Consider the following 23,145-nt stretch of genomic DNA (forward strand, 5'->3'; position numbering starts at 1 on the left):
ATTGGACACTGTTATGAATCACAACGCCATTATCACCATTACAAATCTCAGACTAAGAACCTTCATCGGCTTTAATGAAGAAGAGAAGACTAAACAGCAAGATATCGTTATTAATGCTGAGATTCATTATCCCGCTAACAACCTTTGTCTCTCTGACGACGTCGACAACGCACTCAATTACAAAAACATCTGCAAACAAATCATTCATCACGTCGAGTCAGGGCGCTTTCTGCTTTTAGAGAAGTTAACCAGCGACGTCCTCGGTATTTGTATCGACCACTCATGGGTTCGGTACGCGCAAGTGAGAATCGACAAACCTCATGCGCTACGTTTCGCTGATTCCGTCTCGCTCACCCTGACCTATGAAGCTGAACTCGAAAATTAATGAAAAAGGAGCAGGCCAATGTTAACTACAGAAGCAGAAAAAGTAAGGGAAGCTTTGCTCGGGAAGGGACTAGAAACCCCAATGACATCGAGCGAAATGAACAATGACCAAAAGTACAACCGCATTAAAGGACTCTTAACAGAAGTGGTCAGTACACTTGGATTGGATTTGACCGATGACAGCCTCGCTGAAACACCTCATCGTATTGCAAAGATGTATGTTCACGAGATATTTTCAGGGCTCGACTACAATAATTTCCCTAAGATCAGCGTGATAGATAATAAAATGTCGGTTGATGAGATGGTTAAGGTCTCGGATATAGATTTAACTTCGACGTGCGAACATCACTTCATTACCATCGATGGTTTAGCGCAGGTAGCCTATATCCCCAAATCCAAGATTCTTGGGCTTTCTAAAATAAACCGTATCGTGCGATTTTTTGCTCAGCGTCCTCAAGTGCAAGAACGCCTAACTCAGCAAATCCTAGTCGCGATCCAAACTCTCGTTGAGACAGAAAATGTGGCTGTGACGATAAAAGCCACTCACTACTGCGTGAAGTCTCGAGGCGTTATGGATGCAAACTCGGAAACGACAACAACTGCGCTCGGTGGCAGCTTCAAAACTAACCCTCAAACTAGAGCTGAGTTCTTACGATGAGTGAAACGATACTGATAACCGGGGTGGGGAAGCGCCTCGGCTTCGCTTTAGCGCAACAACTTTTATCGGACGGGTATAAAGTGGTTGGCACATACCGAAGTAACTACCCTCAGCTGCAATTGCTACGTGACAATGGGGCAGACCTACAGCAGGTCGACTTCTATCAACAAAGTAGTTTAGAGAGCTTCCTTCATTACGTTGGTCAAGAATATAAGGCACTTCGAGCCATCGTTCATAACGCTTCCGACTGGAAGCCAGAGAGTAAGAAAGACCCCAGCGAAAACGCATTACAAATCATGAATGATATGATGACTATTCACACCACCGTGCCTTATCTGGTGAATTTAACACTCAAAGGCCAATTGATGTCTGGAGATCAAACTTCAGATATCATCCACATCAGTGACTATGTCGCAGAAAAAGGTAGTAAAAAACACATCGCTTATGCCGCTAGTAAAGCCGCACTCAATAACTTAACGCTTTCATTTTCAGCGATGCTGGCCCCTAAGGTGAAAGTGAATACCATCTCACCGGCCATGATTAAGTTCAATGAACATGACGACGAAGCGTACAAAGCCAAAGCATTGCAGAAAGCATTGATTCCAGCAGAGGCCGGCTTTGAGGAAATAATAGATGGCATCAAGTACGTGCTGGCTAGCCACTATATGACTGGGAGAACCTTGCACTTAGATGGCGGCAGACATTTGAAGTAAAGCTAGTGAGCTTTATGCTTAACGCGGCATAAGTAAAGTAATTGCGCTTATCCTATGGAGACGCAATACAAAATGACTCATAGGTCTATTTTCTGAACGTAGACTCGTGGTATTTAGATATCGAAAAGTGTCTTAACCAGCAACGATGAATGCTCTTGGGAAGACTGTGCGAGCTTTTTTGCGGCGCGCCGAAGACTCCCGCATCCTCTCGCAACTATCTAATCAAATCTTTGTTTAAACTGATAAATCAACCAGTAAAAAGCCCTAACCTTTAGATCTCAGTTGAATTCAAAAGAACGCCTTTTTCAATTAAGGATAACGGTGTTGTCAAGCGATAGAACTTAATCTACGTTTTGTCGTGGAGAGATTTAACCATCAATCTTAGTTTCATTTAAAACTCGATTGAGGAGAACTAAGTGAGAAGGTACTCACACTTTCACGCACCCATTAAATAAAGGAATTAGAATGGAAATTGGTGGTTACGATGAATATCGTTACGAACAATTAAGGTCTGTCGGAGCCGGTAATTTAGAAAAGCGACTAAAGTACTTAAAAATCAATGAAGCAGTGGAAAAAGAGTGTCTAGATGCGTTGCACCAAATGGCGTTACAAATCACTCAGACCTCATATGGAGCACATTGCCGTCAGAATGGAAATCCAATGGATTGGATAAATATGATGAGAGGCTTTGTTAACCAATTCAAAGTGGCGCAAAGTATGCGGCACAACTGGGCTCTACCTGACAGCATTAGATCGAAAGTCACTGCTCCCGAAGCTCAAGCATTGGTAGAACAAATGGAAATGGTTACGGCACTTTCTTACTATACGTTTAATTCTAGCGCGCTTAATACCGGAATGACTGGGTACACAACCAAGGGGAAAGCACTTGATACCCGTGCGGTTGACGTCTGGAATTCTTACAAAAAGTGGAGACAACACTCAACGTCACATGTCGATGTTCCTGTGTACCGTCAAATTACGATACCAAACCCGCAGAATTCAGCTTGGTGGAAGTATGCGGATGACATCGTCAACGGTGCTAATCCCAAAGGGCCAGTCGGAACCATTAAAAGTAGCCGTTATTTGTCCTGTAGTTTTCATAAAGGTTTTATCGAAGGCGCTTGTTTTCCCGTTTACAAAAATACAGAGGGAATTCTGAATTTTGTTATTCGTCGGGCTCAAGGTGTCAATATTAGTGCCTTCAGTGGTTACAATAGTACCAACCTCGCTAATCGCTTAGATGAAACTGCCGTTAGGCTTCTGAATTTAAATGGCCCCTTTATCAATAGTGTTGCGAGCTATGAAAAGAAATACGTTAACGATGTAATCGAAAAGAGTAAGACCCTATATTTTGAACATCGTCGTAGAAATAAAATGAAGCAAGGGTTTGAGAACATGGCAAAGCTTATGGGGTTTAAGAGCAATGATTCAGCCATTGCTGTTCAAGCCGAGTTTTTATTACCACCTTCAGCTCAACTATCTGTAGACCGTATAGTCAAAAAACCAGCCTACTCAGGCGCAGCCAATGTACCTGTATTAGAAGTACATTGTACCTACGTAAGAAGCACAGAAAAGTCCAATGGCTTACCGCAAGTTCTGGCTCCGAGCGAGCAATCTATGTTCCTTGGTCCGACTAAACTTTACTCGGCAAATAGTTGATCTCATGTAAGTATGACAAGCTAAGTTGGGTAGAGGGTGGCATTGAAGGCGGGTAATTGAATCTCCAATGCTCAATGTCTTCGCAACAGCTTCTTAATAAACAAAAGACCCTAAATAAAAACCTCTGCTCATGCTAAGCGTAATCAGAGGTTTTTTGTATTAGTAGCCTATTAGCAATTAGCTATTTATTAGCGATCGAGGTGTGTAGGCTTAATCTAGGCGCAAGGTCACTACAGAGTAATTTGTGTACCCACGAAGTAACACGTGATAGGTGACGCCCGGCTGAGCGCTGACACTGCATTGCTCATTATTACCGGTACGATAAGGGCGGCAATCATAACTGGAGGTGCTTGGTTTACTGCCTGTTCTAACATATAGGTCTGCATCGCCAGCTCCACCAGATATTGCGACCGTAACGTTGGATGCAGAATCTACGGAGAATGTGTAGAAGCTTTCAGAGTATTTGTTACCACTCAGGTTCGAGATAGGTATCCCTTTGGTGAGTACATCGTCACCTGGAACCGTAGGGCCGCAGCTTGCATTGACGCCAACACTATTAAACGCATCTTCCACGTCGGCAACCGTATAACCCAGATCTGCAGCCGCTTTGGCTACGCCACATGCACCGGCATCAAAGGTACTGTTGGCTGTCCAATACAGTTGGTTGGCGACGGTAAAGATTTCAAAGCCTTTGCGTACGTCCCAGCCTGATTTGTTAGCTAAAAGGTAAAATGCTCGGTTATAAACACCGCTCGACAAGTGAACATTCAAACCATTGTAGTAATCAGAGGCGTGATCGATTGAACGACCATCTTTTGATGGTTGATCAAAGTAACGCAAGCCACCTTCCGATTTGAAGATATCGCTACCGACAATCCAGTCCACATTTCCACGCAGATAGTATTCAGCAGCTTCGCCTGCGATGTCGGAGAAGGCCTCGTTTATGCCGCCTGACATGTTTCTGTAGACCAACCCGGAGTTTTGTTCGGTGAAACCATGGCTCACCTCATGCGCACTGACGTTGATGTCGACTAATGGGTAGAAGGTATTTTTACCGTCACCAAAAGTCATGGATGAACCATTCCAGAAGGCATTCTCATAATCGGTACTGTAGTGAACACGCATAGTGAGTTGGAACGATAAAGGCGATGTGTTCATCCACTCTTTGTACATATCAAAGACGACGTTGCCGAAATAATGCGCATCGTTAAGGGGAGAGTAGGCGCCATTCACGTATTTATGATCTGTGTAGTTGCTGTCATCGCTACAGTTGTAACTGTAGGCTGAACTACCGGAAGTTCTGTTATTCAAGTCGACCGTTTTCACTGCGTCGTTCTCTAACGTACATGTGGTCCCGGTTTTATCAATCGAGAATCCTGGAAAGTCAGTACCATATTCATATCGATTGGTTTTGGTATTACCACCAGGTCCAGTTCCCAAGGCTTTGGCGTGATTTAATCCGTTCCATTTTTGAAGTACTTCCCCCGTCATGGCATCAATAAAGAAGAAAGGACGTTCTGGGTAATTGGACGCGACAAAAAAATCGACCAAATACACTACCTGCGCGGTTTGGTTCTCATCGAGCCTGACAACTAACTTCGCATTTTTGTTTTCAATCGACTTTTTGCCGACGGTAAACGAGCGGTGGGAGGACAATGCAGCTTCGATGGCTTGCTCCTGATTCAATTTAGGCGCGATGTGTGATAGATCATCGCTGATCCCTTGCGCCATTGAACCAAATACTTGGGAGGGTTGGTTTTTGGATAGGGTGGCGACAACGGAGGTATTAAAGACGGGTAGACCAAAGTGGGTTTGTTGGTAGCGTACTTTGGTTTTTCCATTGGGCAGTACCACCCGTTTAACTTCAGAAAAACCTAGCTCTAGCGGTGCAATGCTCTTTGATTGAGCAATGAGGCTTTGTTGGAGTAGGCTATCGTTCTCGATGGTGACCATTTCAGCAGCGTGTGCATTAAAGCCAAAAGATGTACCTAGAATAGCTGCTATTTTCCAGCTTAGTTGACGTTGTTGGTTCATTTCTTGTTCCTGATTTTATATAAACTCCTTCTTCCCAACGGCTAAATAGGAAGTCTATATGCAACACAGTAATGCCATGTGTTACGAATCAAGATTGGAAGAGCATTTCGGCTTATGACAAGTTTTTATTAGAGATTAAATTTTAGAGTATGTAATTCATAATTTACAAAAATAATTATTGATTTAATTGTTTTTAATGTTGGTGTTTTTATTTTAATGGTAATTATATGAAGTGAAAGATGTTATTAAACCTTAACTTGTTTCAATCGTGTTGATTTTTTAACCTGTTGATCCGGTTTTCTTAATTGCATTATTAACAATAATACTTGTAGCTATTATTATTGTTAATATAGTAATTAAAATATGCATCGCAAAATTAAATGACTTGTTTGTAATTAAGCCTTGCGTTGGTAGGGTTACCTTTGATTTGAATTGCAAATTTAAGCTGTTTTTGCATAACCCCTTGTTATAAATGCTAATTAAAGTAACATTTTTACCGGGTATAATGGATCATTTACTCCAATAACTAATAATAAATATACAGAATTAAGTTCTACAAAATTAAAGGGAATCCAATGTTTAAGGTAGTTAGTTTATTTTTATCGATTTCAATTTTTTCAGTTGCTCAAGCCAATGAAACAGTAGAGTTTGAAACGGCTCAAGAGTTGTTGACTGTAATGGAAGTTGATAAGCAAATGTTAGGTGGCTTTGAGGCTATGTTGCCAATCGTTAATCAGTTAGCTAATAAACTCAAGCTGAACGCTCAAGAGACAGAAGAGCTTAAAGGGATTTACAGGGACTGGTTTGACAACGATATTGATCGAGTAAAAATGCGAACTGAAATAGCGAACCTTTATTCAAGACAATTCACGATGTCAGAAATGAAACAGATAATAGATTTTTATGGTACACCTATTGGAAAGAAACTTATTCAAAAGTCGCCGGAACTTACAAAGCTTGGAGCGCAGATTGGTATGGCTGAAGCTCAAAATAAGCAACATTTGCTAGTTGAAAAACTGACTCCTTTTATGGACGAGCATAGCAGCAAGTGATTAATTTCTAGATCACTGTTAGACCTGATATGGAGCAGCTATAACTGAAGCCTAGAATATGACCTCTTATCGGCTATTTGCTCGTATCAAGTAAAAACCAAGTTGCTCTCGAATAGGCTGATGAAGTGAGTCGCTGATACAAATTTCTTTTGCTTGAATCGTAATACATGGCATTTTTCCGTACATTACGATAAGCATATGATGTGTATGTGGACGTTCGGTGTGGAGCAGTATTGATTCTCCCACCGGACGTCAGTTTCATGGAGGAAACATGACAAGCGACCAACTATTGGAAAAGGCACTTTATAGCAGTGCTAGCATCCATCAACCTCATTCTCTAAAAGCTTATTTGTCTGCGAATTATCTAAATGGGTATTTCGCGAAATCAGACAATGTCTGGCTTAAAACGAGTGAGCTAATAAACCAAACCGAGATTGAGGTTTTAGGCGAGTATTCTGCAACGGTGCTAGCGCCAAAGTTTACGGATTTTCGTATTCATAGGATATTGGAAAGTGGGGTATACCCAGCGGCGTATGTTGCTTTAATGCAGTGGCATGAGAATAAGGGCTTTCAAGATATCTTCTCGCATTACGTTTCGCAGGCTTCTCAAATAAGTGAATATCTTTCCCACAATGTGACTATCTTATTGGCGCTTAATCGTGTTTACCGTGAGTTAGAGCCGTCTCAGATTCCAGCGTTCCTTAACCGCTTCACTGAATTTGTCACATCGACCCGTTCTGATGGCGACCAAAGCATTGATACAAGTGAAGTCGTAGAGCTGAAGAGCGTAGTACTAGCATGCTTAAAACAGTTTGGTTTCTTTGGGCACAACCTCATTACGCTTACGTGGATATTGCGTTGCAAGGAAGAGCTGTCGAAGGAGCAATATGACGCAATGCTTTTTAATCTCTATCGACAGGCCAATAGCCCATTAGAAGATCCAGACGATGAGATTGATCAAGCTATCTTAGCGCAGTGTCAAAGCTCAGATAATTCAGATGAGTTCTATAACAATGTCCACCGATTAGTTTTTAAGTATACGTCGAATCTGCACCAGATAACCCTAGCGGATGCATTGTGTTTTCTTCGCGTAAGATTCCCTGAACAAGCAGCAGAGCTAAAATGTGTCGCAGAGTATCAGTGTCGTTTATTAGAAAGGTTAATTTAATTAAGGTGTTGCAGCTAAAATTATGCAACGTCAGCAATCTAGGAGGGGACATGAAAAAGCTATTTATTGGCTTAGTTTTACTGGTTTCGACGAGTGTAATACCATCTGAAAACGTTCCGGAAATGTCGATTAAAAATGGCTATGTTGAACCTTTCCAAATGTTAGATAATGTTTATTACGTTGGTGATAGGTGGGTGTCGTCTTATGCGGTAGAGACTTCAAAGGGATTAGTTCTGATTGATACACTCGATTTCCCTTATTCGCTATGGATACCAATTAATCTAGAAAAGCTTGGATTACAAGATAAGGCAATCACGCATATTTTGGTCACTCACGGCCATTCTGATCATGCTGGTGGAGCGCAATATCTTCAGTCTGAATATGGCTCAAAAGTTGTGATGACGCAGAAGGGCTACGAATTAGCCATTGCTCAAGCCAATAAAAGCAGCGGTAAGAATACCTTTTTGCCTCCCCAAGTAGAGTTATTTGTGCAAGACAGTAGCAGCCTTAGCGTTGGTGAAGACGAGTTTAAGTTTTACCTTACACCCGGCCACACGGAAGGGGACTATTCAATAGATCTTATGGTGAAGGACAAGGGTATATCGTATCGCGCATTTGTTGTTGGCGGACACAGTATAAATGCACGAGATCCAAAGCTAGCGAAGCAGTTCTTCGAGAGCATGGACAGAGTCCGAGAGATCGCTTGGCAGCCGCCTGTAGTGAGTGTGAATTTGTCTAACCATCCACATAAGAATCATTTATTCGCTAATCGTGAGAAACGAAATGTCGATGATTCGAATAACCCGTTCATTAGCGAGAGCAACTTCTTTAGCTTCATAGAGCAGCAAGAGGCTTTAGCGAAAGAGAAGCTTAGCCAAGCGGAATTTCGGGTTAGCGCGGAAGCTTCATCCCCAGAGGCGCAGTAGGTCATTTGCCGCTGTCTGAATATCTTGTCTAAGTTGAACTTTGTGTTCATATCTTAATAGGTTAAGTTTATTGTCTGTGTCGTACCATTTGTTTAGTCGGCGCAGTATTCTTTCTCGAAAATAGGAGATTTCATGGCTGACAACGCAGTAGAGCAAGCAATCGAAAACATCCGATTGAAATCACAAGGTACGGATTGTTTAACGAGTTGCTCGGTGGCGATCAATTTTCACCCAGATCGCTTTACATCAGATAATAAACCTCTACTTGAGGCGATTGCTGAAGATGGTTGTTTGAAGTCTCAATTTGAAACTGGCACCAGTAATGGTGGTATGACGGCTTATCCCGGTGGTGATCGTTGGCATTGGGAAAAGCGCGTGTTCGACGGCGCGTATGATGATGCTCCGAACACGCTTAGGCCGAAGTATGGTGCACTGAACTACCGAAATTACGAAACAGGTGCGTCACCTCGTTTTGGATCTTGTTATTTCCAACTGAAAGCGGAGACCTTGGAACGAACTACGTTCTGCTATCCAGACAGTTTCTTTGAGCCAGAAGACTTCGCAGTTTCTAATCGCGTAAAAGCGCTGATTGATAAGGCATCGTCATCGGATGTCGATTTGCTTGATGATTATATCGAGGCGCATGTTCATGGGGTTATCTCTCTGAAAGGCGATATTGAATGCCTTGTATTAGACCCTATTTACCGCTCGACGATTATTGAAGAACACGCGGTGAAATTGGGCGTTCAGATAAAGTGGCACAATGGATACGAGTTAAGCCTAGAAGAGATGAGCCGCTACCCAGATTATCGCGGCCAGTCGTTTATCGAACTCGCAAAAAAGTTAGCGGTGAACGGCAAGATCAATGCGAAAATACTGGGGCTAGCCGTGACAGAGCAAGGTTATGACCAACAAGACGTAAAGAAGGTTTGGCATTACTTGGCTCGGTTTGGTTATAAGTCAGAATAAGCTTCTCGAATAGCAAGAGTAGATTGAATTGGGAGGTTGTTAATCGTACCTTCCAGTATTTAGCGGAAACCCGCAAGCAAAAACTATAGTCGGTAGGATTTTAAATGAGTGAGATTGCTCGCTTTATCTCTGGAGAAGTGCCAGACAAATTTGGTCGTAATATTGAACAGTTGTTAGCTTACAATCACTTCTGGTTGGAGCACGACCATAAGTATATTCAAGTGTTTTTCCCAATCGATGAAGGGACCAAGTTCAATCAACATGCACCGTTGGTTACTCAAGAAGATAGGACTATCTTTGCTAACTCAGAAGAGCTTCGCACTGCTCATCTACAAGTGCTTGACCTGATGCTTGAGTTTTGGGGAATGCAGCGAGATGGAAGTGAGATATCGTCATTGTTGCCACTTAGCGCTGCCAACCATGTATGGTTGAAGAATCACGACCATAACCAGCTTCGACTAACGCGAGCCATTCGCAGTTTATACTTGTTAGGCAATGAAGAGGTTGCAACCAACTTATGTGACTTCTTGATCGCAGCGGCCAATGAAACGGGTTCTGTCTCTGATAAAACGGTGCAATATTGGCGGAATGCCTTGGAAGGTTAGTTTTTCTGTCCAGAGCTTTCGGTACTGCACATAATTGATTTCCAATGCGTGGCATTTTCGTGCGATGCCGCTTTCTCTATATTCAACATTTGAATGCAATTTGTGGTATACATCAAAGTTGATATCATCTCGGTTAACTTATTATTTTTCATTATGTTAGGGTGCTTCTAGTTTTAGTAAGAAGGCGACTAGATTATGAAAAAGGGATTTGTCATCGCTGTATCAATTGGCTTTGTTGTCTTCTTCCTCGTTGGCCGCGAACTTCAATGGTTCGGGTCCAGTAATTCTGAGTCATTTCCTAAACTGCCGAATAGCCCTCAATTTGTACCATCTACTGACTTTGACGGTGAGTGGCTAGGTCGACGTGTTAACACCACTGGCAATAATATGTGTGAGCGAACAACCATCACAGGAAACATTCGTGAAGGTAAAGCCACTTTGAGGCTTACCTACAACGGAACAGCATTAGAAGGTTGGGTGACGGAAAGTGGCGACTTACGTTTATATGCTGAACATCGCCAATGGGATTATCGATTCTCAGCAACTGGCAGCGGCGAGAGATTTGATGGTCGTTGGCACTTAACCAATGGCCCGTGCAAAGGGACTTGGTTTATAGAAAAGCTGGGTGACAATCTTGGCGTTGACGAATAAAGGACAATTTTCATGACATCCAACATTTGGCACTTTCGATACGCATGTGCAGAAGGTAATTACGTTAGGGAACTCTGCCTTTTTCCGTTCTCAATTAAAGTTGGTCTGTGCTGATGAATAATGAAGTAATGAAAAAGCTAGGTTGGTTCATGGTACGGTTAGTCATTGCGTACTTATCTACCGGAGTTTTACTGGGCGTTATCATACTTAACAACACTTATGCTCCGCGCTTTTTCTTAATGGACTGGGATATCATGGCGTGGTTTGCCGTCTTTGTGACCATACTAAGTTATGTCCTATTTCGGATAAAGAGGACTACTAATATCGGCAAACTTATGTTTGCAAGTATTTTGGGAACCGTTGTTTTGTCTATGTATGCTGAAGAAAGTTATTGGATTGCCAATATTAACGTGCGCTCTTGGAGTCTGTTTCTTAGTGTATTGTATGTGTCCATGCTTTTATATTTCTTATTTCCTCACCGATGGTTAAAGCCGTTTCTGTTTTTGTCTCCTGTTGCTGCTGGCTCATGGGTTTTATTCTGGATAGGTTATACGCCAATTAACGTCACCTTGAGCATCATGGGAGCGCAAGGGACAATTCCAGACGAAAAATATCACAAGGCAATCGCTATGCTCCCCGATATTTATAGTACTTGTCTGATATCGGCATTGCTTTGGACTTCGCAGGTACTAGGTGTTTACGCCTTGGCGTATTGGGGAAACAACCCACGAGTGAGTTACCAAAACGCGGTGCGATCGTTAAAATCAATGGTTAGTTCTTCAAAGTGATTCAAACTATGTGGCACTTTCCTATGCCGTATTCAGATGTGATTTGAAAAAAGGACACAATATGGAATTAAGGCTGGTCAAAGGTTCCGATCCTAAGTTCGCTGAATCGATCACTAAAACGAATATGGCGAGTTACTACGATGCGCGTGGAATCGTTTGGGGTCATGAGCAGTTTTTACGCAGTTGGGACGAGTTAGATAACTATGAAGTCCATGTAGGTGATATCCGCATTGGTGTTGTCCGCTTTAGTTATACCAGTGACACCACGTTCCTTCGAGATTTACAGATATTAGCCGAATACCAAGGTAAAGGTTTTGGATCTAAGTGTTTGGATTTAGTGATTGCACATGCGAACAGTCAGGCATCGATTCAGTTAGTGCTGCGTGTATTCAGTGAGAACCCTGCGATTAAGCTTTACCAATCAAAAGGTTTCACAAAAATTTCTGAAGTGAAGAGGCTTGTTGAAATGGAGCTGCAATTAACTGGACTATAAAGGAAACGAAATGGTTGAACGTATAAATTATCAAGGCTTGCCATCAATTGCTGGGCCTTATGTTCACGCGACAAAGCACAACGGTACACTCTATGTCTCTGGTTTGACTGCTTACGGCACAAGTTCACAGGATCAAGGAATTGGTGAGCAGACGAACGAGATACTTAGTCAGATCAAGCAAATACTAGAGCATGAACAGCGAGCAGTCAGTGATCTTATTAAGCTGACGATCTTTATCTGTGATATGTCTGAACTTGGCAGTCTTCGAGGATTATTGTTCGACTTTTATGGAGAGTATCTTCCAGCTTGTTCTCTAGTCGAGGTATCTAAATTGATTCACTCTGATTTAAAGGTTGAAATTGAAATAACGGCAGCACTCTAAGTAGACATATCAATATAAACGGTAACGGTCACACCTCTAATCACCTTCATTGTCGCGATAAATCTATGAACAGTCGTATCAAGCTAAATTATATTAAGTATGCATTTTTCGAGTTGTTATTCGTAGCTGCTCTAATGGTGCTGGTGTATTGGTTATCCGGCGGGGATAATCAAACCTTGCGGACTATTGGGTTGATATTCCCTGTTGCTGTAGCAATAAAAACGGTAGGGCTTTGGTGGAAGTTCCACAACATTTCATTCGAAATCTCCAACGGTTATGTTCGTTTCGACGGCTACGCTTGCGATATCAAGTTACAGGGAAGTATTCTCCCTTTTGGCATTGGATCTGTTATTAAGCTTTCCTACACGAAAGGTGCGATGCAAAAACGTAACATCTACCTTCCGAAAGGCACAATGAGCAAAGAAGAGTGGACCCGTGTGTTAGCGTGTCGAAGATAGTTCTATTGCTTTAGTTTGTGTTGTGCGTCAGTTTGTATTTCAGATTTAGTTCGTGTGCTAGTATCGCCTTTTTTGCATCGAGCTAATTTATGACCAACGACCATTTCAAAGGCAAATATGAGGTTGAGCTGAAGTATCGACTTAGTTCTAAGTCTGAGTTCTTGAAAACTTTGAGCCGAATACCTCATCAAGTAATGCTGCAGGACAATCAGGAATGTGATTGGTATTTCGATAGCCCTGATAGAAGCTTACAGGCTCAGAACAAAAGCTTGTGTATTCGCACTATGGAGCCCTCAGGAATTAAGCTATGGATCGTAAAAGGCCCAGAGTCTGACCGATGTGAAGCGACAAATATCACCGACGCGTCGAATGTTAAGAGTATGCTAGAGAACTTGGGATACGAAGTGATTCTTAAAGCGCAGAAAACTCGCAGTATCTACTTTGTTGGAGAATTCCATATCACGGTCGATTGTCTTGCGGGTATCGGTGATTTTGCCGAATTTGCAATTATGACGGACGATGAATCTAAGTTGTCTGTGTATAAAAGTGATCTTGAGTTGTTAGCCAATAAATTTGGGTTGACTGAATCGGCACTGCAAACTCAGTCTTACAAACAGATGTTCGAAGAAATGAACGCATAGCACAGCGCTTAAGCGTCAAGGAGAGTTATGGACACCATTATCAAACAAGCCATCGAGTTGCGAAAAGAAGAAAAGTACCAAGCGTCGCGTGACTTACTGGCAACGCTACTCACTGATGAAAACTATGCAGCAAAGGCGCACTTGCAGATAGCTTGGTCTTACGACAACCAAGGTCAAGAACAGCAGGCGATTGAGCATTATGTTTTGTCTTTGCAAGGGAGGCTTTCTTCGGTAGAGCGCTTTGATGCGTTGTTTGGCTTAGCAAGTACTTACCGAAGCCTAGGTCAGTATACTGAGGCTTTAAGCTATTTCGAACAGACTATGTCTGAGTATCCTGATTCCCTTGAAGTTCAGCCGTTCTACGCAATGTGTTTGTACAACTTAGGTCGACATAAAGAGGCGACGTCTCTGTTGCTTGAGTTGCTGGTTTCTACGACCAATAGTGAGGCGATCAAAGAGTATCAACGAGCGATCTCCTTATACGCTCAAGATTTAGATAAAACTTGGTAAGCTGCTGACAATAAAGCTCATCTGTTTGCTTAAAATCGATGAGCTTAGCCTTGCTTTACTTTCTTTGGACGAAACTTTCTGCCGTCCATAATATTCAAAGACATCAGTGTTAGATTGGTCGCACCAGCTATCAGTTCTAAAACCTGAACACCATAAAACACTGAGTCGAACTCTCCTAAACTTGCCCATTGATTCAAAAAGTACGCGGCTGGAATCAAAATAACGATCCCGTTGAACGCGATAATTGGCATGCGTTTACTTTTACGTTCAACTATTTTCCCTTTACGTTGTTTTGCCATAGATGCACCGGTCGCACCAGTGATAGCAATGGCAGGGACAAGAACAAACAAGCCCGGAAAAACGATCATCGATTTGACTAGTTTCACTGATTCCAAAGTACCAAACAGCTCTACAAGTAGTGTGCTGGTAAAGAATGTAGCGACACACAGTGTTGCTGTTAATGCCGCTATTCTGTGAATTATTGGTTTCATATCATTTGCGCCTTTATTTTGGTAATATGTTGTCAATTTGGTTTGAGTCTAATTTAATGACAGCATATTGTCAAAGTGAGTGTTATGGATACGAATGGAGAAGTTTTCACAAAGATCGCACTAGAGATCTTTAAGGTCAGTGGTCTATTGAATGCTGAGGGTGACAAATTAACCGAAGAATTCGGGTTAAGCAGTGCCAGATGGAAAGTGATGGGGGCGATCGAAAAGTCCGATGAGCTGGTCACGGTTTCTCAAATTGCTCGTATTATGGGGCAAAGCAGACAAGCGACACAGCGTGTTACCGACATCATGGTGAAAGATGGCCTGCTAACTTGGCTTGATAACCCGAATCACAAAAAAGCAAAGTTGGTTAACATGACTGAAAAGGGCAAGGAAGCGTATTCGCTATTAGATAAAAAACAGGAAGTATGGGCAGAAAGTGGCGCAGAAGGCATTGAAAGAGACGAGCTGGATAAGGCACTAATTACTCTGAAGAAGATGGCTACCTTCTTAGATAGATAAGAGTTTGATAGATAAGAGATTAGATAAATGGAGAGTGACAGTTGAGAAGAATACAGAAGCCTAAGCACCATTCGATACTTAGGCTTCAAGATTTAGCTTTTCTATTTAGATTAGTCGTTACGCTGAAAGCTCTTTACGAACTATCTCTGCGCCAGCACTTAGCGCATTGAGCTTCGCTGAGGCAATTTCGCGAGTTAGGGGAGCCATGCCACAGTTGGTGCAAGGGTAGAGCTTGTCTGCATCAACATACTTAAGTGTTTCTCTTAGAGTGCTCGCTACTTCTTCCGGTGTTTCAATCGAATCGGTTGCAACATCGATCGCACCGACCATGACTTTCTTGCCTCGCACTAGTTCAAGCAGCTCAAGAGGTACATGAGAGTTGTGACACTCTAAAGAGATAATATCGATATTTGATTGCTGCAGCTTAGGAAATACCTCTTCGTATTGGCGCCACTCAGTGCCTAATGTCTTCTTCCAATCTGTGTTTGCTTTGATTCCGTAGCCATAGCAAATGTGTACTGCGGTTTCGCATTTAAGCCCTTCAATGGCCCTTTCTAAACAAGCGATACCCCAATCATTCACTTCATCAAAGAACACGTTAAATGCAGGCTCATCGAACTGAATAATATCAACGCCTGCAGCTTCTAATTCTTTGGCTTCTTCGTTGAGGATCTTTGCAAATTCCCACGCCAGTTTTTCACGGCTTTGGTAATGTGCATCGTAAAGTGTATCTATCATGGTCATAGGACCCGGCAGAGCCCATTTGATCGGTTGGTCGGTTTGCTGACGTAAGAATTTCGCATCTTCAACAAACACGGATTTCTGACGAGAAACTGGGCCAACCACTGTCGGTACACTTGCATCATAACGATCTCGGATCTTAACGGTTTCACGCTTTTCAAAATCAACACCATTCAAGTGTTCAATGAAGGTCGTTACAAAGTGTTGGCGGGTTTGTTCGCCATCACTCACGATATCGATGCCTGCTTGCTGTTGTTCATGCAGAGACACACGCAGCGCATCTTGTTTGCCGTCTGTGAGTTCATCGCCTTCCAGTTTCCATGGAGACCAAAGTGTTTCTGGCTGTGCTAGCCAAGACGGCTTAGGCAAGCTGCCTGCTGTTGAAGTCGGTAATAGTGTTTTCATAATAATTCTGCCTGTCCTTAGATTCCAAAAGTGGAGCGTATGTTTCCTATTGCGAGTAAAATCGAACGATTACAGCGCGTAGTTGGCAGACCAGTTTTCTAGTACCGACTGGTATGGCTTAATGAAGTTTTCTTCTGCGAACTTACCTTGTTCAACAGCTAGCTTGCTTCGTTCTTCACGGTCATACACGATTTGAGTCAGTGAGTGATCCAAGTTTTTCAAGTTTGGTTGGTAACAGTTACCTGCAACAGCATTCGCGTTGTAGATTTCAGGGCGGTAGATTTTCTGGAACGTACCCATGGTACTGATGGTGCTTATAAGCTCTAGGTTAGAGTAATCGTTCAGCAGATCACCAAAGAAATAGAAAGCCAGAGGAGCAACACTATTTGGCGGCATGAAATAACGAACCTGTAATCCCATCTTCTTGAAATATTGTTCAGTTAAAGAAGACTCGTTAGGTTGGTATTCAAAGCCTAATACAGGGTGTTGATTTTCAGTTCGGTAATAGGTTTTATTATCTGAAACACTCAAACAAATAACAGGTGGTTTCTTAAAGTTCTCTTTGTACGCTTGAGAGTTAACGAAATATTTAAACAGCTTGCCGTGCAAATCACCAAAATCGGCTGGAATACTGAATTTATCTTGGCCTTTATTGTGATCTAAAAGTAATACGCTGAAATCATAATCTCGAACATAAGAAGAGAAGTTATTCCCGATAATACCTTCAATGCGCTCATTCGTTTTGTGGTCCAGAATATTGGTTTTTAGCACTTCAATTGAAGGGAATGCTTCGCCGTTGCTTTCAATGTCCATATCAACAGAAATGATTTCAAGCTCAACAGAGTAGCGGTCGCCCTTAGGGTTATCCCAATGAGCTAAGGCATTGAAGCTATTATCAATCATCTGTAAAGCGTTACGTAAGTTCGCTTGGCGGCTTTCACCGCGAGCCAAGTTAGCAAAGTTTGTTGTGATACGTGTACTGTCTGCGGGTGTGTAGTTTTCGTCGAGGCTGATGCTCTTAATCGTAAAATTAAATTCGTTATTCATACTGTTCTGACTTCCCAATTCGTTGTCTGACTTTCTCTCGGTCTTTTATATCAGTGCGTTATTTTCGCTTGTGACCATATTAAGAGTGCTGGCTATATTCTTTAAATATGTCGCATTAAGTTAATCGCTTAATATTTTTATACTTGGAAGGTGGGAGGATTAACAATGGTAATACTTCACAATCAACATGAGGAATATTCATGATCTATCTGTTTGAAAATCAAAGCTGGTGTCAGTTATATTAATTATCTTGATGGAAATATAACCACATTAATTGTGTGTTATTTAAGACAATTAATTTAATTAAGAGATGGATGAAATGAGTGAATTGCTGTTGTTGATTTTCTACTGTGCGTTATTAGGCAGTGGTGTTGGGTTTCTAGCCGGTTTGTTAGGCATTGGCGGAGGGCTGATCATTGTGCCGGTGCTAAGCAGCATTTTACTGTATTTAGACGTTCTACCGTCCGACCAAGTTGTTGTTGCTGCAATTGCCACTTCGCTGGCCTCGATTCTATTTACTTCAACTTCTTCTGCGCTAGCTCACCATAAGAATGGAAATGTGCCTTGGAATATTGCGCCTTGGATCATGCTTGGTGTTGCTCTGGGCGCACTGATTAGTGGTTTTATGGCGGCTCTGTTGCCCGAGAAAGTTGTTCGTATTGTGTTTGCCGTGAGCGTGGTTCTTATTGCGATCAAGATGTTCTTAAGCAGCAAAAATGACGCACCTAAGGAACGAAAGCTACCGAATAAAGGTGTATTAACGGTTCTGACGACCATTACTGGCGGCTTGTCTGCAATGATAGGGATTGGTGGCGGTGCATTGCTGGTCCCGCTATTAACGTTCTTTTCGGTCGATATGAAAAAGGCGATCGGTTGTGCGTCTGCGTGTGGCATTGTGATCGCGCTATTTGGCTCAATCGGCTACATCGCATCGGGCAGCAGCCACTTTGCGCTAACCGACGGTTTTGCTGGCTTTGTTTATCTGCCTGCGCTGCTGGGTATTGTGTGCACGTCTTGGTTCACCGCACCTTTAGGTGCAAAAGCAACAAACCATTTACCCCTTCCAACCATCAAGAAGATCTTCTCAGTACTGTTGGTTGTTATCGCGGCAAGTATGGTGGCTCGTTAATTGAAGATCGTTCAAGTATCAATATATAGAGCAAAACCGAATAAATTGATCAACCACCAATAATGAGAAAAGGGCATTTTCATAACTGCTCTTTTTTTGTTTATCGGTCTATGCTTATACAGCTATGTACATGAGTATATTGATAAAATCATTTGGTTATGACAATCCACTGCTATAGCTAAATGTACTTGTTCAGTTCAAGGGAATGCTAAAAGTGGGTGATTTATGGATCCGTTAACGCAGGGCGTGCTAGGCGCTTCTTTGTCACAATCGGCGAGTAAAAAACAACATTTGGTTGTTGCTGGGGTATTAGGTTTGCTCTCCGGGTTGGCACCAGATTTAGATGCATTGATTAAGTCTCAAAGTGACCCTTTATTGGCTTTGGAATTTCATCGACAATTTACCCACTCACTGTTCTTTATTCCCATTGGCAGTTTGATCTGTGCCTTGGTTCTACATCATCTGATTGCAAAAAGATGTGGGCTTTCTTTTAAACAAAATTGGCTGTTTTGTGCATTGGGATACGGTACTCATGCACTGTTAGATGCTTGTACCACTTATGGCACTCAACTGTTCTGGCCGTTCACCAACGAACGTTATGCTTGGAATACCATTTCGATTATCGACCCTGTCTATACCATTCCTATCTTAATATTGTTGGTGTTGGCGACATGGAAGCGAGCCCCTTGGTTAGCGCGTATTGCGTTTCTGTGGGCTTTGATTTATCCGACGTTAGGCATGATACAAAGGGATAGAGCAGAAGCGATAGGATGGCAATTAGCGCAAGAACGCCAACATACTCCTATTCGGTTAGAAGCCAAGCCGAGCTTTGCGAATATCTTAGTGTGGAAAGTGGTGTACGAAACAGAATCTCGATACTACGTAGATGCTGTTCGAGTCGGCACCTCCGTTAAAACTTATCCTGGAGACTCTATTGCGAAACTGAATGTGAGTCAGGATTTCCCGTGGCTCGATCCTAATTCACAGCAAGCAAAAGACATTGAACGCTTCCGTTGGTTCTCGAATGGTTATATTGCTCAGGATCCAACAGACGCTCTACGCATTATCGATGTCCGATATTCAATTGTACCTAATCAAATGAAAGCACTATGGAGCATCAAACTATCAAAAGCTGTTGATGCAAATACGTATGTAAAATACGAAACGCACAGAGACAACACGCCAGAGTCGAGACAGATCTTCTTCGGTATGCTCAATGGCGATAAATGATCTAGTTTTGAAAAGTAAAAAGGCTGAGTCAGATAATCTGCTCAGCCTTTTTATTCGTTTATGACTTAGCTACTGATAATTTTAGAGTTAATACGACCTAAAATTAGTTCTTGAGTATCAATATTCACGATACTCAAATTAATAGAAGCAGAAAGACTTGTTTCCATTGTTGGCAATTTTCTAGGTTGTTAGGATATAGGTGCCCCATTACGAAGGAGCTTTTATTGATGTAATGGGGATACTTATCATTGGCTTCAAAGTTATTCTTAAACGATACTGTAGTAAGTTGAAATATTAAGGCACTGAGTTGTTCCAATAAAAATGAAGAAAAAATACACGCGTATATCGTTAAGGACAGTGTTAGGGGGGATGTTTGTCTTTTGCACTCTCGTGACGGCCAGTGTTGCTATCCTCTTGCAATACCATTTTGCGAAAAAAACAGAGCTACAACACACCCTTACTCAATATCAAACTATTGCAACTGGCGTATCCAGCCACTTATCTAGTCTTCAAAATTTAGCTGACAACGTAACGCGGAGAGGCGCGCAATTGGTATCTCTGATCGGCGTGGATACACCGGAAGAGAGTGTCATTGTCCCTTTGTCTCAATTGCTAGTGAGAGAACCTAGCATCCACAGTATTTTTGTGGCTAAAGAAAATAACGATTTCTTCCAACTGATTAATCTTTCTTCTAAGGAAATTCGTTCACGTGTGCAGGCAAAACCCGGCGATAAGTGGTTGCTCATAGTTCACCGCGGAGTAAATCGAGAACGTAGTAAGGTGAGTATTTATTACGATGAGAATTTTATTTCACGACATATTTCAAATGAGTTCAGTAATTTTATCCCCACCCAGCGCAGTTGGTTTGAAAATGCTGAATATGATGAAACTTACAACACATCGCCTTACTTGTTTAATACGCTAAAAGTCTCAGGTGAAACTTTTTCGATCAAAGTGCCGGGTTCAAAAACTGTGGTGGGTGTGGATATCCTTCTTTCCTCTTTAGAAGCGCAATTGACTAATCGATTTGTTAAGAATAAGAAGACCTCAGAGGCTGAAGCCTTTATCTATCAAGAAAATGGGCAATTGATTGCAACGAATAAGATGGTGGATATTGAAGGGCGATTACCGCTAGTCTCACCAGTTAATTTGACCGATGAGCAGCGAATGTTAGTTGAGCAAGCTCCGGAACTAACAGTGTCAAACCAAAATAACTGGGGCCCGGTCGACTTTGCCGTGGGTGGGCGTCCAAATGGATTCGCAATAGATTTATTCAAGATGGTATCGGAAATGACAGGCTTAAAATTTAAGTTTGTGAATGGCCGTAGCTGGGATGAGTTAGTGAAAGACTTTGGTCGCGGCAATATTGACATTCTTCACTCCATTGCCGCTCAAGACGATCTTTCTAGTATTGGTGTGGTTGGTAAACCTCTATATCACGCTAAGTTTGCTTTTCTGACTAAAAAGGCAAATCAACACATCAATACCCTAGAGCAAGTAAAGCAAAGTCGAATTGGTTTGCTTAAAGGGTGGAGCATTCAAGATGATTTGAAAGAAGCTTACCCGCAAATGAGCATCATTAATTACGCTTCGTTGCACGATGCGATTGATGGTGTATTGAATGACGATATTGTTGCTGTGCTCGATATTCGACAAATTTTGAGAAACAAGATACGCGAAACGTTCCGCCAAAATTTGGTAATTAATTTGATTAAAGGGCCCAACATTCCGAACGCCTTTTATTATTTAGTTAATGAAGATCAAAGAGCTTTAGTTGAGATTATTAATCTTGCGGTCAGCGCTATTACGCCAGAGCAGAGAAAATATCTGCGTGAAAAATGGTTTAAGGGTAGTACAGCTCAATCGACCTATACTTTTGTGCCATACGAGGAACTTCTTGAATTCGCAAGAGAGCCAGCATTTGTTAACTCAGTGCGCTTGGTACCAGTCCATGGTGTAGAGAAATATGTCTATGTTGCTAAATTGACACATAAAGAGGGACGTTATTTTGCTGTTGTGATCCCTAAAGCCTACTTAATGGCAGGCGTAAATGAAACGGTAGTTTACTCAGTCGGTGCATCATTCCTTGTGCTTACTCTTTTAATTCCAATTGCGTGGGTAATGGCAAAGCCTATCTCGGAGCCAATTAATGCATTAAGAAAACAGGTCAGGTTTGTTAAAGATCGTGAGTACGAAAAAGTGCAGCGTATTCATTCCCGTATTGAAGAAATTCATCAGCTTGGTCTATCTCTGATGAGAGGTAGTCATTCGCTACAGCAATTTGAGCAGCGTCAAAATGAGTTTTTTGAGTCTGTGATTCAACTTATCGCGCGCGCGATCGATGAAAAATCTCACTATACAGCGGGCCATTGTAACCGTGTGCCAGAGATCGCTCTGATGTTGTCGGAAGCCGCCGAGAAATCCGAGCAAGGTTCGTTTAGAGGATTTGCTTTTGAAAATGACGAAGAACGACGTGAGTTTCGTATCGCGGCTTGGCTGCATGATTGTGGCAAAATTGCGACGCCAGAGTTTGTGGTCGATAAAGGCAGTAAACTAGAAACCAACTATAACCGAATCCACGAAGTTCGTATGCGCTTTGAGGTGCTTTGGCGAGATGTACAAATCCAATACTTGCTCAAAAAATTGCAAGAATTGGGCATTGATGGGCAGCCAGAACAAGTATTACAACAAGAGTTTGCGGTACTCACCGAAGAGTTTAAGTTTATTGCCACCGCTAACGTAGGGGCAGAATTCATGTCTGATCAAGATATTGCGCGTCTGCATGAACTGGCTGAGAAAGAGTGGGTGCGATACTTCGATCGCGGATTGGGTTTATCTCCATTAGAGGAAGCGCGTTATCAGTCTAAAGCGACACCGGCAGTAGAGAAATTACTGACCGATCGCCCTGAACATGTGATTGAACGTGAACAGCCGTTTTATATCGACCCTGAGTTTGGCATCAATATGAAGGTGCCCGATATTCTCTATAACCACGGTGAGTTATATAACTTAGCTGTACAGCGTGGAACATTATCGACAGAAGAACGCTTTAAGATTAATGAACACATGATAAGTGGAATCAAAATGTTGGAGAGCATCCCATTCCCGCCAGAGCTTGAGCGCGTTCCTCGTTATGCGACGACTCACCATGAGGCGATGGAAGGCTTTGGTTATCCGAGAGGCTTGACTGGGGAAGAGTTGTCGATTCCTGAACGTATTCTTGCAGTAGCTGATATTTTTGAGGCGCTAACCGCTGCCGACCGACCTTATAAGAAAGCCAAATCGCTAAGTGAGGCTATCCACATCATGTCGAAAATGGCGTTAGGCGGGCACATTGATAAAGACGTGTTTAAATTATTGCTCACTAGCGGAGCTTATCTAAGTTATGCTAAGCGCTACTTACCAGACGTACTAATTGATGATGTTGATATCGAGGGGTATGTAGACAAGCTTTCATAATCCCAAAAGATTTGTCCAGAAACGAGCCAG

Annotated in this window: 24 protein-coding genes; 20 read left to right on the plus strand and 4 right to left on the minus strand. The window is 42.3% G+C overall.

Going from position 1 to position 23,145, the window contains the following annotated elements:
- Window positions 1-13: 13 nt before the first annotated feature.
- The 4 genes from folX to F0232_RS05305 all read left to right on the plus strand — a co-directional run bounded on the left by folX (window position 14) and on the right by F0232_RS05305 (window position 3,414).
- On the plus strand, window positions 14-385 hold the full coding sequence (folX, locus tag F0232_RS05290) for a dihydroneopterin triphosphate 2'-epimerase (RefSeq protein WP_008223740.1): 372 nt from the start codon (window positions 14-16) through the stop codon (window positions 383-385).
- Between the two features lie 18 nt (window positions 386-403).
- Window positions 404-1,042 (plus strand): GTP cyclohydrolase I FolE, encoded by a 639-nt coding sequence (gene folE / locus F0232_RS05295; protein WP_008223742.1) that lies wholly within the window; start codon window positions 404-406, stop codon window positions 1,040-1,042.
- Entirely contained in the window at window positions 1,039-1,755 is a 717-nt protein-coding gene (folM, locus tag F0232_RS05300; protein WP_105057234.1) for a dihydromonapterin reductase, read from the plus strand. The genes folE and folM overlap by 4 nt, the downstream gene beginning before the upstream one ends.
- 465 nt (window positions 1,756-2,220) lie before the next feature.
- Window positions 2,221-3,414 (plus strand): hypothetical protein, encoded by a 1,194-nt coding sequence (locus F0232_RS05305; RefSeq protein ID WP_105057233.1) that lies wholly within the window; start codon window positions 2,221-2,223, stop codon window positions 3,412-3,414.
- A 210-nt stretch (window positions 3,415-3,624) separates the two neighbouring features.
- Here the strand turns inward: F0232_RS05305 and F0232_RS05310 are convergent, their stop codons facing one another.
- Window positions 3,625-5,448: a M4 family metallopeptidase gene (locus tag F0232_RS05310; RefSeq protein WP_105057232.1), complete on the minus strand. Its 1,824-nt coding sequence runs from the start codon at window positions 5,446-5,448 to the stop codon at window positions 3,625-3,627.
- A 575-nt stretch (window positions 5,449-6,023) separates the two neighbouring features.
- Between F0232_RS05310 and F0232_RS05315 the strand changes: the two genes are divergently transcribed.
- The 12 genes from F0232_RS05315 (at window position 6,024) to F0232_RS05370 (ending at window position 14,091) form a co-directional block, all read left to right on the plus strand.
- Window positions 6,024-6,500, plus strand: a complete 477-nt coding sequence (locus F0232_RS05315) for a DUF2059 domain-containing protein (protein ID WP_171750721.1) — start codon at window positions 6,024-6,026, stop codon at window positions 6,498-6,500.
- A gap of 271 nt (window positions 6,501-6,771) precedes the next feature.
- A complete protein-coding gene (locus F0232_RS05320; RefSeq protein WP_105057231.1) occupies window positions 6,772-7,668 on the plus strand; it encodes a hypothetical protein in 897 nt (298 codons plus the stop codon).
- Between the two features lie 50 nt (window positions 7,669-7,718).
- Complete coding sequence (locus F0232_RS05325; RefSeq protein ID WP_105057230.1) at window positions 7,719-8,594, plus strand: MBL fold metallo-hydrolase; 876 nt, start codon at window positions 7,719-7,721, stop codon at window positions 8,592-8,594.
- A 132-nt stretch (window positions 8,595-8,726) separates the two neighbouring features.
- Window positions 8,727-9,563: a DUF3626 domain-containing protein gene (locus tag F0232_RS05330; RefSeq protein ID WP_105057229.1), complete on the plus strand. Its 837-nt coding sequence runs from the start codon at window positions 8,727-8,729 to the stop codon at window positions 9,561-9,563.
- A 104-nt stretch (window positions 9,564-9,667) separates the two neighbouring features.
- Entirely contained in the window at window positions 9,668-10,168 is a 501-nt protein-coding gene (locus tag F0232_RS05335; protein WP_105057228.1) for an opioid growth factor receptor-related protein, read from the plus strand.
- A 195-nt stretch (window positions 10,169-10,363) separates the two neighbouring features.
- Entirely contained in the window at window positions 10,364-10,819 is a 456-nt protein-coding gene (locus tag F0232_RS05340) for a hypothetical protein (protein ID WP_105057227.1), read from the plus strand.
- A 113-nt stretch (window positions 10,820-10,932) separates the two neighbouring features.
- Window positions 10,933-11,607, plus strand: a complete 675-nt coding sequence (locus tag F0232_RS05345) for a hypothetical protein (RefSeq protein WP_253821937.1) — start codon at window positions 10,933-10,935, stop codon at window positions 11,605-11,607.
- A 61-nt stretch (window positions 11,608-11,668) separates the two neighbouring features.
- Window positions 11,669-12,100, plus strand: coding sequence for an N-acetyltransferase (locus F0232_RS05350; protein ID WP_105057226.1), 432 nt, complete (start codon window positions 11,669-11,671; stop codon window positions 12,098-12,100).
- A 10-nt stretch (window positions 12,101-12,110) separates the two neighbouring features.
- Entirely contained in the window at window positions 12,111-12,482 is a 372-nt protein-coding gene (locus tag F0232_RS05355) for a RidA family protein (RefSeq protein WP_105057225.1), read from the plus strand.
- Between the two features lie 65 nt (window positions 12,483-12,547).
- On the plus strand, window positions 12,548-12,940 hold the full coding sequence (locus F0232_RS05360; protein ID WP_105057224.1) for a hypothetical protein: 393 nt from the start codon (window positions 12,548-12,550) through the stop codon (window positions 12,938-12,940).
- Between the two features lie 89 nt (window positions 12,941-13,029).
- Window positions 13,030-13,581, plus strand: coding sequence for a class IV adenylate cyclase (gene cyaB, locus F0232_RS05365; RefSeq protein WP_105057223.1), 552 nt, complete (start codon window positions 13,030-13,032; stop codon window positions 13,579-13,581).
- Window positions 13,582-13,608: 27 nt separating this feature from the next.
- A complete protein-coding gene (locus F0232_RS05370) occupies window positions 13,609-14,091 on the plus strand; it encodes a tetratricopeptide repeat protein (protein ID WP_061032663.1) in 483 nt (160 codons plus the stop codon).
- Between the two features lie 44 nt (window positions 14,092-14,135).
- Here F0232_RS05370 and F0232_RS05375 read toward each other — a convergent pair whose 3' ends face one another.
- Window positions 14,136-14,582 carry a hypothetical protein gene (locus F0232_RS05375; RefSeq protein WP_105057222.1) on the minus strand — a complete coding sequence of 149 codons (447 nt, stop codon included), beginning with the start codon at window positions 14,580-14,582 and terminating at the stop codon, window positions 14,136-14,138.
- 84 nt (window positions 14,583-14,666) lie between these two features.
- Here F0232_RS05375 and F0232_RS05380 point away from each other — a divergent pair, with 84 nt between their 5' ends.
- Window positions 14,667-15,104, plus strand: coding sequence for a MarR family winged helix-turn-helix transcriptional regulator (locus tag F0232_RS05380; RefSeq protein WP_061032661.1), 438 nt, complete (start codon window positions 14,667-14,669; stop codon window positions 15,102-15,104).
- 117 nt (window positions 15,105-15,221) lie between these two features.
- On the opposite strand, the gene F0232_RS05385 is transcribed toward F0232_RS05380, so the two are convergent.
- Both F0232_RS05385 and F0232_RS05390 read right to left on the minus strand, forming a co-directional pair.
- Window positions 15,222-16,250, minus strand: coding sequence for a methionine synthase (locus tag F0232_RS05385; protein WP_105057221.1), 1,029 nt, complete (start codon window positions 16,248-16,250; stop codon window positions 15,222-15,224).
- Between the two features lie 69 nt (window positions 16,251-16,319).
- Window positions 16,320-17,297 (minus strand): DUF1852 domain-containing protein, encoded by a 978-nt coding sequence (locus F0232_RS05390; RefSeq protein ID WP_061032659.1) that lies wholly within the window; start codon window positions 17,295-17,297, stop codon window positions 16,320-16,322.
- 319 nt (window positions 17,298-17,616) lie between these two features.
- On the opposite strand from F0232_RS05390, the gene F0232_RS05395 reads away from it, so the two are divergent.
- The 3 genes from F0232_RS05395 (at window position 17,617) to F0232_RS05405 (ending at window position 23,115) form a co-directional block, all read left to right on the plus strand.
- Window positions 17,617-18,426 (plus strand): sulfite exporter TauE/SafE family protein, encoded by an 810-nt coding sequence (locus tag F0232_RS05395; protein ID WP_105057848.1) that lies wholly within the window; start codon window positions 17,617-17,619, stop codon window positions 18,424-18,426.
- Between the two features lie 225 nt (window positions 18,427-18,651).
- A complete protein-coding gene (locus tag F0232_RS05400) occupies window positions 18,652-19,656 on the plus strand; it encodes a metal-dependent hydrolase (protein ID WP_105057220.1) in 1,005 nt (334 codons plus the stop codon).
- A 369-nt stretch (window positions 19,657-20,025) separates the two neighbouring features.
- A complete protein-coding gene (locus tag F0232_RS05405; protein ID WP_081090335.1) occupies window positions 20,026-23,115 on the plus strand; it encodes an HD domain-containing phosphohydrolase in 3,090 nt (1,029 codons plus the stop codon).
- Window positions 23,116-23,145 lie beyond the last annotated feature (30 nt).

The sequence above is a fragment of the Vibrio sp. T3Y01 genome (genome assembly GCF_013114525.1).
In the GTDB taxonomy this organism is placed as follows: domain Bacteria; phylum Pseudomonadota; class Gammaproteobacteria; order Enterobacterales; family Vibrionaceae; genus Vibrio; species Vibrio chagasii_B.